The organism is Lysinibacillus piscis, assembly GCF_026012395.1.
GTDB lineage: Bacteria > Bacillota > Bacilli > Bacillales_A > Planococcaceae > Lysinibacillus > Lysinibacillus piscis.
In genome coordinates this window covers 1,100,715-1,115,580 of record NZ_BRZA01000001.1, presented here as the reverse complement: position 1 = coordinate 1,115,580, position 14,866 = coordinate 1,100,715, and the positions used below count along the sequence as shown (strand labels likewise).

The window sequence follows — 14,866 nt, the reverse complement described above, 5'->3', positions numbered from 1 at the left end:
TATAGGAGTGACAACATAGATGCTTTTACAATTTACAGATGAACAAATGATGATGCGTGATATGGTACGAAACTTTGCGCAGGAAAAAATTGCACCATGGATTGAGCGTATGGAAGATGGCGAGTTTCCTCGTGAATTACTGACACAAATGGGTGAACTCGGTTTAATGGGCATCACGACGCCAGAAGAATTAGGCGGCTCTGATATGGATTTTACCTCGTATATTATTGCGATTAATGAGTTATCCAAAGTAAGTGCAGTGATGGGTGTTATTTTATCCGTTCATACTTCTGTTGGCACAAATCCAATTATTTATTTTGGCAATGAAGAACAAAAGAAGCGCTATGTACCAAAATTGGCATCTGGTGAATATTTAGGTGCATTTTGCTTAACGGAGCCTAGTGCAGGATCTGATGCAGGCTCATTACAATCAAAGGCAGTCCGTGATGGTGATGACTATGTGATTAATGGTTCAAAGGTCTTTATTACAAATGGTGGGGAGGCAGATGTGTATATCGTCTTTGCTTCTACAAATCCTGCCGACAAAACGCATGGTATTTCAGCCTTTATCGTGGAAAAGGGTACACCAGGCTTAATTATTGGCAAAGATGAGCATAAAATGGGCTTACATGGCTCACGTACAGTGCAATTGACGTTCGATAATTGTCGTGTACCAGCGGCAAATCTACTTGGCGCAGAAGGAGAAGGCTTTAAAATTGCGATGGCTAACTTAGATGTTGGACGTATCGGTATTGCAGCACAGGCATTGGGGATTGCAGAGGCAGCATTAGAAGCGGCAACAGCATATGCCAAAGAGCGTGTTCAATTTGGTAAACCAATTACAGCTCAGCAAGGTGTGGGCTTTAAATTAGCAGATATGGCAACAGCGGTAGAATCAGCGAAATTGTTAGTTTATCGAGCGGCTGATTTACGTACAAAAGGTTTAGATTGCAGTGCAGAGGCATCGATGGCTAAGTTATTTGCTTCACGCACAGCGGTTCAAACGGCGATTGAGGCAGTGCAAATTTTCGGTGGTTATGGCTATACAAAGGATTATCCAGTGGAACGTTATTTCCGTGATGCTAAAGTAACGGAAATCTATGAAGGTACAAGTGAAATTCAAAGAATCGTTATTAGTAAACATTTATTAAAATAAAGTGAACCTTCAATCAGGTTTTTAAAGCTCGTTAATATGGAATAAAGGGGATATGACGGATGAACTTTCAACTATCAGAAGAACATGAACAATTACGTGAAATGATTCGTGATTTTGCAATCAATGAGGTAGCACCAACAGCGGCAGAGCGTGATGAAAATGAAGAATTCGACCGTGCGATTTTTGACAAAATGGCTGAGCTAGGCTTAACAGGTATTCCTTGGCCAGAAGAGTATGGTGGGGCAGGCTTTGATTACCTTGCGTACGTCATTGCAGTGGAAGAACTATCACGTGTTTGTGCATCAACAGGTGTGACATTATCAGCACATACATCATTAGCAGGCTGGCCTATTTTTAAATTTGGCACAGAAGAACAAAAACAAAAATATCTTCGTCCAATGGCAGAGGGGAAACATATTGGCGCATATGGTTTAACAGAGCCAGGATCAGGTTCAGATGCAGGTGGTATGAAAACATATGCGAAACGTGATGGCGATGATTATATTTTAAATGGCTCTAAAATCTTCATTACAAATGGTGGTGTAGCAGATACATATGTTGTATTTGCCGTAACAGATCCAGAGGCAAAAAATAGCACATCAGCCTTTATTGTAGAAGCTGGTTTTGAAGGCTTCTCAGTTGGGAAGAAAGAGAAAAAATTAGGTATTCGTTCATCACCAACAACAGAAATCATTTTTGATAATTGCCGTGTACCAAAAGAAAATTTACTTGGTGCAGAAGGGGAAGGCTTTAAAATTGCGATGACAACACTTGATGGTGGACGTAATGGTATTGCAGCACAGGCAGTTGGTATTGCACAAGGCGCATTAGATGCAGCGGTGGACTATGCAAAAGAGCGTGTTCAATTTGGTAAACCAATTACAGCAAATCAAGGGGTATCATTTAAATTAGCGGATATGGCAACTCAAATTGAAGCATCTCGTTTGCTAACGTATCAAGCTGCATGGCTAGAATCAAATAGCTTACCGTATGGCAAGGCATCAGCTATGGCGAAGTTAATGGCGGGTGACACAGCAATGCAGGTGACGACAGAGGCTGTACAAATTTTTGGTGGCTACGGCTATACAAAGGATTATCCAGTGGAGCGCTACATGCGTGATGCTAAAATTACACAAATTTATGAAGGTACACAAGAGATTCAACGCCTTGTTATCTCTCGTATGTTGACAAAATAATTGATGACAAAGCAAGAAAAAAGACCTCAAGTACAGTCTACGGTCAAAGATGAAAATTTAATTGCTGTGCGTCGGGAGCAAATGATACAAGGTGCTATTAAGCTATTTAAAGAAAAAGGATTCCATCGTGCCACAACAAGAGAAATTGCAAAAGCAGCGGGTTTTAGTATCGGCACGTTATATGAATATATCGGTACAAAGGAAGATGTTCTATATCTTGTGTGTGATAGTATTTATCATCATGCAATGGAGCGACTTTCAAGCTATGAAGTAAAAGCGGGCACATTAGAAGAATTGCAAGAGATGATTCGTGAATATTTCTTACAAATTAACAACATGGTTGATGAGCTGACAATTATGTATCAGGAAACGAAGTCATTGTCTAAAGAAGCGCAGCATTATGTGTTTAGCAAGGAATTTGAAATGGTTGCTACATTTGAACGATTATTAAAGCGCTGTGTGCAGCTAGGCGAGCTTTCTATGACAGATAAGCAAATTCATTTGGCAGCGAATCATATCGTTGTAGCTGGGCAGAGCTGGGCTTTTCGTAAATGGGCGCTCCATCGTCAGCATTCAATTGAAGAATTTATTGAAATGCAAACAACATTGTTTATTTCAGGTGTAAAAGGTTTTTAATTCAAACAAAACGGTAATTGCATAGTGTCACATTGCAATTACCGTTTTTTGATGAAAAGGGGATGTCATATGACAAAGGTAGAAATTTATCGTCCAACAAATCATGTACGTTTTGTAACAGCATCAAGCCTTTTTGATGGGCATGATGCTTCGATTAACATTATGCGACGTATTTTACAGGCGAGTGGCGTAGAAGTGATTCATTTAGGTCATAACCGCTCTGTAGAAGAAGTAGTCAATGCAGCAATTCAAGAAGATGCACAAGGTATTGCTATCTCCTCTTACCAAGGTGGGCATATGGAATACTTTAAATATATGTATGATTTATTGCGTGAAAAAGGTGCTCCCCACATTAAAATTTATGGTGGTGGTGGCGGTGTTATACTGCCTCGTGAAATTAAAGAATTACATGCATACGGTATTGCAGGTATTTTCTCTCCAGAAGATGGTCGTGTTTTAGGGCTACAGGGCATGATTAATGAGCAAATTAAAGGCACGGATTTCTCTACTGCAACAGGCAATTATTTAGAAAAATTGGATACTTTAACACCAAATACACCTGAAATATTAGCGAACTTAATTACAGCAGCAGAGTCAAATGAGGATGCAGAGACAAAGCAAATGCTAGAAGAGGCACGCAAACGCTCAAAGGGTACGCCTGTCTTAGGGGTTACAGGTACAGGAGGCGCAGGGAAATCCTCTTTAACAGATGAGCTCATTCGTCGATTCCTTAAAGAATTCCCTGATAAGCGTGTAGCGATTTTATCTGTGGACCCGACAAAGCAAAAAACAGGCGGTGCATTGCTTGGTGACCGTATTCGCATGAATGCGATTTTCAATAATCGTGTGTATATGCGCAGCTTAGCGACACGTGGCTCACGTACAGAATTGTCTGCTTCTATTGGTGATGTAATAGATGTTGTACGTGTAGCTGGCTATGATTTAATTATTGTGGAAACGAGTGGTATAGGGCAAGGGGATGCAGAAATTACGAAATACACGGACTTATCGATGTATGTCATGACAAGTGAGTTTGGTGCACCAACACAGCTTGAAAAAATTGATATGATTGATTTTGCGGATGTTATCGCTATTAATAAATTTGAGCGTAAAGGCTCAGAAGATGCATTGCGTCAAGTGCAAAAGCAATTCCAACGTTCACGTGAGCTTTGGCATGATTCACTAGACAGTATGCCAGTTTACGGTACGATTGCGAGCCAGTTTAATGATAAAGGAACAAATGCTTTATTTGCTGCATTAGTAAATATCATGAATGAAAAAACAGGCAGTGATTGGGAAACGGGCTATGAACAATTTGCGAAAACACAAAAGCAAGATGTGATTATTCCAAATGACCGTCGTTACTATTTACGTGAATTGACAGATACAGTGCGTGGCTATCATAAAAAAACAGAGCAACAAGTAGCGCTCGCACGCCGCTTATTCCAATTAGAGGGTGCTATCGTAGCCGTACAAGAAAAATCGCCAGATGATGCATTGATTGCTTCATTAACATCTTTAGCTGCTGGTGTACGGGATGAATTAACAGCAGAATCAAAGCGTATTTTAGATAATTGGCAAATGCTAAAAGAAGCGTATGCGGGCGATGAATTTATTACGAAAGTACGTGATAAAGAAATTCGTACGATTTTAACGACAACAAGTCTTTCTGGTACAAAAATTCCAAAAGTAGTGTTGCCGAAATTTGTCGATTACGGTGAAATTTTGCGCTGGGTATATAAAGAAAATGTTCCTGGCGAATTTCCGTATACAGCGGGAGTATTCCAATTCAAACGTGAGGGTGAAGATCCAAAACGTCAGTTTGCGGGCGAGGGAACACCAGAGCGTACGAATAAACGCTTCCACTATTTATCGAAGGACGACGATGCCAAACGTTTATCCACAGCCTTTGACTCGGTAACATTATACGGTGAGGACCCTGATTATCGACCAGATATTTTCGGGAAAGTGGGAGAATCAGGTGTATCTATTTGTACATTAGAGGATATGAAAAAGCTATATGCAGGCTTTGATTTATGTGCACCATCTACGTCTGTATCGATGACGATTAACGGCCCTGCACCGATTATTTTAGCGATGTTTATGAACACAGCAATTGACCAACAGGTGAAACTACGTGAAACGGAATTAGGTAGAACATTAACGGTAGAAGAATTTACAGAAACACGCGAAAAAACGTTACAAGTTGTACGTGGAACAGTGCAAGCAGATATTTTAAAAGAGGATCAAGGACAAAACACATGTATTTTCTCCACAGAATTTGCACTGCGTATGATGGGCGATATTCAGCAATACTTTATTGACCATAAAGTGCGTAATTACTACTCTGTGTCCATTTCTGGCTATCATATTGCAGAAGCTGGAGCAAATCCAATTTCACAGCTTGCCTTTACATTAGCAAATGGCTTCACATATGTAGAATATTATTTAAGTCGTGGCATGCACATTGATGATTTTGCACCAAATCTATCATTCTTCTTCTCCAATGGGCTTGACCCAGAATATACGGTTATTGGCCGTGTGGCACGTCGTATTTGGGCAGTTGTTATGCGTGATAAATATGGTGCAAATGAGCGTGCACAAAAGCTGAAATACCATATTCAAACATCAGGACGTAGCTTGCATGCACAGGAAATTGATTTTAATGATATTCGTACAACATTGCAGGCATTGATGGCATTGCAGGATAATTGTAATTCATTGCATACAAACGCGTATGACGAGGCGATTACAACACCTACAGAGGAATCTGTACGTCGAGCAATGGCGATTCAAATGATTATTACGAAAGAGCATGGTTTAGCGAAAAACGAAAACCCACTGCAAGGAGCGTTTATTATTGAGGAATTAACCGACCTTGTAGAGGAAGCCGTGCTGCAAGAGTTTGACCGTATTAATGATCGTGGTGGTGTGCTTGGTGCAATGGAGACGCAATACCAGCGTGGAAAAATTCAAGAAGAATCGATGCACTATGAAATGTTAAAGCATTCAGGAGAATTACCGATTATTGGGGTCAACACTTACTTAAATCCAAACCCGCCTTCAGACGCAGCGATTGATAATATGGAAATTGCCCGTGCCTCACAAGAGGAGAAGGAAGCGCAAATTCATCATTTGCAAGCATTTTGGCAGGAGCATGAAGCTAAATCAGCGGCAGCCATTGCAAAATTACAAGAAGTCGCTGTCAACAATGGCAATATTTTTGCAGAACTGATGGAAACGGTGAAAGTAGCTAGCTTAGGTCAAATTACAAAGGCCTTATATGAAGTTGGCGGACAATACCGTCGTAACATGTAATTGATTTTAACGAAAGTGTCTAATCTTCGTATTAGGCACTTTTTTCAAATTCCGCTATAATAGAATTGTCAAAAAAGGGAGGCGCATTTGAAGATGAAATCTATTATTCATTATCTGATTATTTTAGCTTTATTAATGGGCATATTTTTCTTATACAATAAGCAAGTAGGCGCCATCCCACTATTGCTCTTATCGCTTTATTTATTTTATTGTGGTATCAAAAAAATACGCAAATCACAATAATACGAAGAGAGAACGGTCGATTGTTGAAAGAAAGCGAAATGTGATGAAGAAAAACAACAATTCAGGCTAGCCATGTAACAGAAACTTTGTATATAATGGGTATTATGCTTATGATAGAGGAAGTTATTTTAGTTCAGTAGCGTATTTGCCACATGAATGGCAAAAGCGGATTGAACAGATTGGGCATTGAAAAAATCTAAACGTCCTGAAGCTAGGGTATACTAGATTTTCTTAGCAGATACAGTATCGTAATAATGGAAAGGAAGTGCACGAAGTTGAATTTTCGTGAAATGACAAAGGAACAATTAGCTGAAGAGTCGTTAATTAATTTAGCACATGAAATTTTAAATGAAAAACGTACATCCATAGCGTTTAATGATTTACTAAAAATTATTCAAGAACTTGTTGGGTATAGTGAAGAAGATATACAAGCTCGCTTACTACAATTTTATACAGATATCAATGTAGATGGCCGTTTCCTATTCAACCAAGAAACAGGGTGGGGTCTACGTGAATGGTTTAAAGTAGAACAAATCGAAGAAGAAACAGCGCCTTCTGTAAAATCACATAAAAAGAAAGCAAAAGCTACTTTGGATGAGGATGAAGATTTAGACGAAAGCGAAGATTTGGATGAGGAAGACATCGACTTTGACGAAGACTATGAAGAATTTGTAGATGGCGATGAGCTTGACGAAGATGAAGATAAAGAAGATTTAGAGTTCGAGGATGAAGAGTTAGAAGAACTTGACGAAGAAATCGAAGAAGAGTTTATTGATGAAGAGGAAGAAGAGTTTGAGGAAGACGAGGAAGAACTCTAAGCCTATTTTTCTGAAGTAAAAAATCTTGACTTCTATGACGGTTCCGTTTAATCTTTTTATTGGGCTCCTTAAAAAAGGAGAAAGACCGTGTATATAACACGCTCCCCCTGCAAAGCTATGCAGGAGGAGCGTTTTTTTGTTTTTTAACAAATCAAATGTTATGAGTGATTGCTAGTAGGCAGCATCAAACATTCTCGATTTTTCTTGCGAGCTTTCTGATAGATAGTAAAAGGAGGAATTTTTTATGACAAAGTATATTTTTGTAACAGGTGGGGTTGTATCGTCACTTGGAAAAGGGATTGTTGCAGCATCTCTAGGTCGTTTATTAAAAAATCGTGGGTTAGAAGTAACAATTCAGAAATTTGACCCATACATTAATATTGACCCAGGAACAATGAGTCCTTATCAGCATGGTGAGGTTTTTGTAACAGATGATGGTGCAGAGGCAGACTTAGATTTAGGTCACTATGAGCGCTTTATCGATATTAACCTTGGTAAGCACTCTACTGTAACATCTGGTCGTGTATATCAGTCTGTATTACAAAAAGAACGCCGTGGTGACTATAACGGTGGTACAGTACAAGTAATTCCTCATATTACAAATGAAATTAAAGAGCGTATTCAACGTGCTGGTCGTGAAACGAATGCAGACGTTGTTATTACTGAAGTAGGTGGTACTGTAGGAGATATCGAATCATTACCATTCCTTGAAGCTATTCGTCAAATGAAAACGAATTTAGGTCATAATAATGTGTTATATGTACACTGTACACTCATTCCTTATATTAAAGCGGCTGGTGAGTTAAAAACGAAACCAACACAGCATTCTGTGAAGGAGCTACGTTCTTTAGGTATTCAACCAAATATTATTGTCGTGCGTACTGAGCAAGAGGTACCACAAGAGATGAAAGAAAAATTAGCGTTGTTCTGTGATGTGCAACCACATGAAATCATTGAATCTCGTGATGCTGAGCATTTATATGAAGTGCCATTAAACCTACATGCGCAAGATTTTGATGATATTGTACTTAATCATTTTGGCATCGAAGCGCCAGAAGCGAACATGGAAGAATGGCGCGACCTTGTAGAGCGAGTGAAAAATTTACCGAATAGACGTAAAGTAGCATTAGTTGGGAAATATGTAGAATTACAAGATGCTTATATTTCAGTAGTGGAAGCATTGCGTCATGCAGGCTATGCATACAACTCAGAAATCGATGTAGACTGGATTAACGCAGAACATGTCAATGCAGAAAATGTTGCAGCATTATTGAAAGAGGCTGATGCGATTCTAGTACCAGGTGGTTTTGGAGACCGTGGCGTAGAAGGTAAAATTTTAGCAACCCAATATGCACGTGAAAACAATGTACCATTCTTAGGAATTTGCTTAGGTATGCAGTTAGCAACAATTGAATTTGCTCGTAATGTACTTGGTTTACAAGGGGCACATTCTACAGAGTTAGATGCTAATACAGCACATCCAATTATTGATTTCTTACCAGATCAAAATGATAGTGTTGATATTGGTGGTACACTACGTTTAGGCTTATATCCATGTAAATTACAAGATGGTTCTAAGGCTGGCCAAGCATATAATCAAGAGCTAGTATATGAACGTCATCGTCATCGTTATGAATTTAACAATGAATATCGCGAGGCAATGGAGGCAGCAGGTCTTGTGTTCTCAGGTACAAGCCCTGACGGTAAATTAGTGGAGATTGTTGAGCTACCAGACAATAACTTCTTTGTAGCTTGTCAATTCCATCCAGAATTTATTTCACGTCCAAATCGTCCACAACCATTATTCCGTGACTTTATTGGCGCTACATTCAAATAACGATAAAAAAGAGTTGTCTCATTTTGAGAACAACTCTTTTTTACTATTCATCTTCAGGTTGTAGCATTTCGTCATAACTTATTTTGATTGCCTCATAAATAAATAAGGCAGCGATTGTATGTGGTACGACGATACGCTCACCTTGCTCATTAGGTAATAGCCCGCCACGTACACGTGTAGAAATATAAGTATATGCTAAATCAGCAAGCGGATTTTCTTCATCAGCAATCTCACTAGCAACGGCCGCAAATGGAATAAAATTTTGACTTAATTTTTGTGCAAAAGTTAGTGCTTCTTCATGATGTGCACTGCGTGTGAAAATACAAACACGATCAGCCTCTGTGATGTTGGCATCTTTTGTCCATATTCGCAATTTAGCAAAATGCTCAATGGCTTGAGAAGCATTTAACTCAATAGCCTGCATTTCATCAAAACATGCAAAGTATACATGACCTTCTCCGACAGCCGCTTGTGCCAGCAATCGTGCTGTTTCTTCAATAGCTTCTTCTTCATTTTGAACGATTCTTTGGAATAACCCGCTTAATTGTGTTGTTAGAATTTTTGACATGCTTCCACCTCAAACAATATTATATGTGTGGACACTTTAGAAAGCAAAAGTAGATAATTTGAAAATTTAGAAGGTATTAAGTTGTCATATAGAGAATAATACATATTATAGCAATTTTTACATCTGAATTATTCTAAATGGAATGAAAAATTTCGTCGTATAAATAGCAGACGTATCAGATAGAGGATTGATGTGAAAAGTATTCATCTGCCTGTCGTTTATGCATAAATGATGATTATTGATAGAAAGATGTAAAAATAATAATTGAAAAGGGCGGAATGCAATGTGAAGCGAGTATTAATTGTTGACGATCAGCAAGGAATTCGTTTATTGTTACACGAGGTTTTGAAAAAAGAAGGATATCTCACGTATTTAGCAGCCAATGGTATAGAGGCATTAAAATATGCCGAAGAAGAAAATTTAGATTGTGTGCTATTGGACATGAAAATTCCAGGGATGGATGGCATTGAGATTTTAAGACGTTTAAAACAGCAATGGGCACAACTGCCCGTTTTAATGATGACAGCGTATGGTGAGCTGGATATCGTGCGAGAAGCAATCGAGTTAGGGGCTATTCGCTATTTCACAAAACCCTTTGATATTTTTGAGGTACGTGATGAAGTAAATAAAATATTGCAAAGTTGAAAAAATCACTAAAATTAAGCTTTGATGCTATGCTTTTGGGTAGAAAATCAACACCCCTTTTCAGAGGTGTTGATTTTTGTTATGATTAGGGTATATTTGAAGTATCAAAAATAGTCCGATGAGGAGGATTTTTAGTATGGCATTAGTATCAATGAAAGAAATGTTAGTTAAAGCAAAAGCAGAAGGTTATGCAGTTGGGCAATTCAACATCAATAACCTTGAATGGACACAAGCAATTTTACAAGCAGCTGAAGAAGAAAAATCTCCAGTAATTTTAGGTGTTTCTGAAGGAGCTGGTAAGTATATGGGCGGCTTTATTAGTGTTGTTCATATGGTAAAAGGCTTAGTGGAATCATATGGTATTACAGTGCCAGTTGCTATCCACCTTGATCACGGCTCAAGCTTTGAAAAATGTAAAGAGGCGATTGATGCTGGCTTTACATCTGTTATGATTGATGCGTCACATCATCCATTTGAAGAAAATATTGCAACAACTTCTAAAGTGGTAGAATACGCACATTCAAAAGGTGTTTCTGTTGAAGCTGAACTTGGAACAGTTGGCGGCGACGAAGATGGTGTTATCGGTGGCATTATGTACGCTGACCCAGAAGAGTGCCGTAAAATGGTGGAGTTAACAAACATTGATTGCTTAGCGCCAGCACTTGGTTCTGTTCATGGTCCATACCAAGGTGAGCCAAACTTAGGCTTCAAAGAGATGGAAGAAATCTCTAAATTAGCAGATCTTCCATTAGTACTACATGGCGGTACTGGTATCCCAACAAAAGATATCCAACGTTCTATTTCATTAGGTACAGCAAAAATTAATGTAAATACTGAAAATCAAATTGCTGCAACACGAGTAATTCGTGAAGTTCTTGATAATGATAAAAAAGTATATGACCCACGTAAATTCCTTGGACCAGCACGTGAAGCGATTAAAGAAACAGTAGTTGGTAAAATTCGCGAATTTGGTAGCTCAAACAAAGCATAAGTTTACGTTTGGTGATACTTTTATTTAAAGCTAAATACAATGAGGACAGAGAAGTGTTGATTATGTAATCGACCTTCTCTTGTTTTTGACATCATAATTTTCAAAACATAGAAGGAGTGGACGATTAAAATGAAATTTTTTATTGATACAGCAAACTATGACGAGATTAAAGAAGCACATGCGTGGGGGATTTTATCAGGTGTAACGACTAACCCATCATTAGTAGCAAAAGAAGAAAATGTTTCTTTCCATGATCGACTTCGCGAAATTGCTGAACTTGTAGATGGTTCTGTAAGTGGTGAAGTTATTGCCCTTGATGCAGAAGGTATGATTAAAGAAGGTTTAGAGCTAGCAGCAATTGCACCAAATATTACGGTGAAATTACCAATGACACCTGCTGGACTAGAAGCATGCCGTTTCTTTGCTAATAAAGGTATTAAAACAAATGTAACATTAATTTTTAGTGCCAACCAAGCATTAATGGCTGCTAGAGCAGGAGCTACATATGTATCACCATTTATTGGTCGTCTAGATGATATCGGGCAAAATGGTGTAGAGCTAATTGAAACGATTGCTGATATTTTCACAATTCATAATATCGAAACAGAAATCATTGCAGCATCTGTGCGTCATCCACAACATGTAACGGCTGCAGCACTTGCAGGAGCACATATCTCAACAACGCCATTTAAAGTATTAAAACAACTTTTCCACCATCCACTAACGGAAAAAGGAATTGAAGGATTTTTAGCGGATTGGAATAAGAGAAAAGGCGAATAATAAATATATAGAGTATCTATTTATTTTACCTCGCTCTAGAAATGAAGCATAACTAATCATAAAAGATGAACATAACGGCTCATCACCCCTTAACCATGGTGATGAGCTGATTTAGCAGGAATTTGAAAATTATTTTCCAATCATGAGGAGAACGCAAAATGGATGTTTACAAAATTACAGGCGAAAATCGTCTACAAGGTACAATTAAAGTTAGTGGTGCAAAAAATAGTGCGGTCGCCTTAATTCCAGCATCGATTTTGGCGAACTCTCCAGTGACTATTGGTGGAATACCAGAAATTTCAGATGCTTGGACATTAAAAGCTTTATTGGAGGAAATCGGTGGAGAGGTTACATTTGTAGATGGCAAAATGGTCATTGACCCGACGCAGATGGTGGATTTACCATTACCGAATGGCAATGTAAAAAAACTACGTGCCTCCTATTATTTGATGGGGGCTATGCTGGGGCGTTTCAAAAAAGCAGTAATCGGCTTACCAGGTGGTTGTTTTTTAGGGCCTCGTCCGATTGACCAACATATAAAAGGCTTTGAAGCATTAGGTGCTAAAATTACGAATGAGCATGGTGCTATTTATTTACGTGCAGAGGAATTAATTGGTGCAAAAATTTACCTTGATATTGCTAGTGTGGGTGCAACGATTAACATTATGTTAGCCGCTGTATTAGCAAAGGGGCGTACAGTCATTGAAAATGCAGCAAAAGAGCCAGAAATCATTGATGTAGCAACGCTTCTTACTAACATGGGTGCAAAAATTAAAGGCGCAGGTACAAGTGTGATTCGGATTGATGGCGTAGAAGAGCTACATGGAACAGAACATACAATTATTCCAGACCGTATTGAAGCAGCTACATTTATGGTGATGGCTGCGGCTGTGGGTGATGGCATCACGATTGATAATGTCATTCCACTACACTTAGAAGCCATTATTGCGAAATTACGTGAAATGGGTGTGAAAATTGAAGTTGGGGAAGAAAGTATTTTTGTACCAAAAACAGATCTTTCTACATTGCAAGCAGTGGACGTAAAGACACTAGTCTATCCAGGCTTCCCAACAGATATCCAACAACCACTTTCTGTATTAATGACACAAGCATCAGGTTCGTCGAAGGTTACAGATACGATTTATACAGCTCGCTTTAAACATATTGATGAACTTCGTCGCATGAATGCAAATGCACGTGTGGAAGGCAATACAGCAATGATTACAGGACCTAGTAAGCTAGAAGGCTCTACGGTGACTGCCACAGATTTGCGAGCAGGTGCGGCATTAGTGTTAGCAGGGCTTTTAGCTGAAGGCGAAACAGAAATTCAAGAAATCTATCACATTGAGCGTGGCTATAGTGCACTCATTGAAAAGCTACGTGATTTAGGCGCAGATATTCGACGTGAAACAACTATGGCTAGTACAGTAGATACACAAGAATAAAATAATAGATGCCAAGGTAAGCACTACAGTAATTGGAGTATATAAGGGGTAAATGTAATTTGAAGGTTTATACGCAAAATATAAAGTGAACTTTCAATCAGTGAGAGTTTTGACACACAAGATGTGCTAATGTAGGCGCTTTTAGCCGACCTCATCCCTCACTGCTTGGACGTTTCACTCAATGGGTTTTTACAACCTGTTCATATGGGTTAAACCGACAATAGGGGGCAAATAACAATGGAACGTAGTTTATCAATGGAAGTAGTTCGAGTAACAGAGGCAGCAGCGATTGCATCGGGAAAATGGATGGGTCGTGGGTTGAAAATTGAAGCAGATGATGCAGCAACAACAGCAATGCGTGTCATGTTCGATACAATTCCTATGCATGCTACAGTTGTAATTGGTGAAGGAGAAATGGATGAAGCGCCAATGCTCTATATTGGTGAAGAGCTAGGTTTGCGCAATGGCGGTCCACAAGTAGATATCGCAGTTGACCCTTTAGAAGGCACAAATATTGTGGCAAAAGGTACAAATGGAGCGATGACGGTATTAGCCATTGCTGATAAAGGTAATTTGTTAAATGCGCCTGATATGTACATGGAAAAGATTGCGGTTGGTCCAGAAGCAGCTGGAAAAGTAGATATTAATGCGTCTGTTACTTACAATTTATTACAAGTAGCTAAGGCGAAAAATAAAGATATTTCAGATGTTGTGGCAACATTGTTAGACCGTCCACGTCACCAAGCGATTGTAGATGAAATCCGAGAAGCAGGTGCACGTATTAAATTTATTCAAGATGGAGATGTTGGGGCTGCAATTAATACAGCCTTCGATGAAACAGGTATTGACATACTCTTTGGTACAGGTGGTGCACCAGAGGGTGTTATTTCTGCTGTAGCGTTAAAATGTTTAGGTGGTGACTTCCAAGCGAAGTTAGTACCGGAGAATGAAGAGCAATTAGAGCGTTGTCATCAAATGGGGATTGATATTAATAAAGTCTTGTATTTAGATGACCTTGTAAAAGGAGACGACGCTATTTTTGCAGCAACAGCAGTGACAGACTGTGAATTATTAAAAGGTGTTCAATACAAAGGAGCTTATGCATTAACACATTCAATTGTTATGCGTGCGAAATCAGGGACAGTTCGTTTTGTAGAGGGACGCCATGCTTTAGATAAAAAACCTAGCTATTAATCAGATTTTCTTCTAAAATGTACCTAGTGCTTTTCAGTG

Annotated in this window: 13 protein-coding genes; 12 read left to right on the top strand and 1 reads right to left on the bottom strand. The window is 38.9% G+C overall.

Annotated elements, in window-relative coordinates:
• Positions 1 to 19 precede the first annotated feature (19 nt).
• The 7 genes from OPF91_RS05430 to pyrG all read left to right on the top strand — a co-directional run bounded on the left by OPF91_RS05430 (position 20) and on the right by pyrG (position 9,204).
• Complete coding sequence (locus tag OPF91_RS05430; protein ID WP_264987674.1) at positions 20 to 1,156, top strand: acyl-CoA dehydrogenase; 1,137 nt, start codon at positions 20 to 22, stop codon at positions 1,154 to 1,156.
• A 59-nt stretch (positions 1,157 to 1,215) separates the two neighbouring features.
• On the top strand, positions 1,216 to 2,352 hold the full coding sequence (locus OPF91_RS05425; RefSeq protein WP_264987673.1) for an acyl-CoA dehydrogenase: 1,137 nt from the start codon (positions 1,216 to 1,218) through the stop codon (positions 2,350 to 2,352).
• Positions 2,353 to 2,355: 3 nt separating this feature from the next.
• Positions 2,356 to 2,988: a TetR/AcrR family transcriptional regulator gene (locus OPF91_RS05420; RefSeq protein ID WP_264987672.1), complete on the top strand. Its 633-nt coding sequence runs from the start codon at positions 2,356 to 2,358 to the stop codon at positions 2,986 to 2,988.
• Between the two features lie 69 nt (positions 2,989 to 3,057).
• Entirely contained in the window at positions 3,058 to 6,306 is a 3,249-nt protein-coding gene (gene icmF, locus OPF91_RS05415) for a fused isobutyryl-CoA mutase/GTPase IcmF (RefSeq protein ID WP_264987671.1), read from the top strand.
• A gap of 93 nt (positions 6,307 to 6,399) precedes the next feature.
• Entirely contained in the window at positions 6,400 to 6,549 is a 150-nt protein-coding gene (locus OPF91_RS05410; RefSeq protein ID WP_264987670.1) for a hypothetical protein, read from the top strand.
• Between the two features lie 275 nt (positions 6,550 to 6,824).
• Positions 6,825 to 7,367 (top strand): DNA-directed RNA polymerase subunit delta, encoded by a 543-nt coding sequence (gene rpoE, locus OPF91_RS05405; protein ID WP_264987669.1) that lies wholly within the window; start codon positions 6,825 to 6,827, stop codon positions 7,365 to 7,367.
• Positions 7,368 to 7,611: 244 nt separating this feature from the next.
• Positions 7,612 to 9,204, top strand: coding sequence for a CTP synthase (gene pyrG / locus OPF91_RS05400; protein WP_264987668.1), 1,593 nt, complete (start codon positions 7,612 to 7,614; stop codon positions 9,202 to 9,204).
• A 43-nt stretch (positions 9,205 to 9,247) separates the two neighbouring features.
• Here pyrG and OPF91_RS05395 read toward each other — a convergent pair whose 3' ends face one another.
• Positions 9,248 to 9,772 carry a DUF2529 family protein gene (locus OPF91_RS05395; RefSeq protein WP_264987667.1) on the bottom strand — a complete coding sequence of 175 codons (525 nt, stop codon included), beginning with the start codon at positions 9,770 to 9,772 and terminating at the stop codon, positions 9,248 to 9,250.
• Between the two features lie 285 nt (positions 9,773 to 10,057).
• On the opposite strand from OPF91_RS05395, the gene OPF91_RS05390 reads away from it, so the two are divergent.
• From OPF91_RS05390 to glpX, 5 genes are all read left to right on the top strand, one after another.
• Complete coding sequence (locus tag OPF91_RS05390) at positions 10,058 to 10,417, top strand: response regulator (RefSeq protein WP_264987666.1); 360 nt, start codon at positions 10,058 to 10,060, stop codon at positions 10,415 to 10,417.
• A 136-nt stretch (positions 10,418 to 10,553) separates the two neighbouring features.
• Positions 10,554 to 11,408 (top strand): class II fructose-bisphosphate aldolase, encoded by an 855-nt coding sequence (locus tag OPF91_RS05385; protein ID WP_264987665.1) that lies wholly within the window; start codon positions 10,554 to 10,556, stop codon positions 11,406 to 11,408.
• A 129-nt stretch (positions 11,409 to 11,537) separates the two neighbouring features.
• A complete protein-coding gene (gene fsa / locus OPF91_RS05380; protein WP_264987664.1) occupies positions 11,538 to 12,188 on the top strand; it encodes a fructose-6-phosphate aldolase in 651 nt (216 codons plus the stop codon).
• A gap of 158 nt (positions 12,189 to 12,346) precedes the next feature.
• Positions 12,347 to 13,633, top strand: coding sequence for a UDP-N-acetylglucosamine 1-carboxyvinyltransferase (gene murA, locus OPF91_RS05375; protein WP_264987663.1), 1,287 nt, complete (start codon positions 12,347 to 12,349; stop codon positions 13,631 to 13,633).
• 237 nt (positions 13,634 to 13,870) lie between these two features.
• The gene (gene glpX, locus OPF91_RS05370) at positions 13,871 to 14,827 is read left to right on the top strand and encodes a class II fructose-bisphosphatase (RefSeq protein ID WP_264987662.1); all 957 of its coding nucleotides are present in this window, start codon (positions 13,871 to 13,873) and stop codon (positions 14,825 to 14,827) included.
• The last annotated feature ends 39 nt before the right edge of the window (positions 14,828 to 14,866 follow it).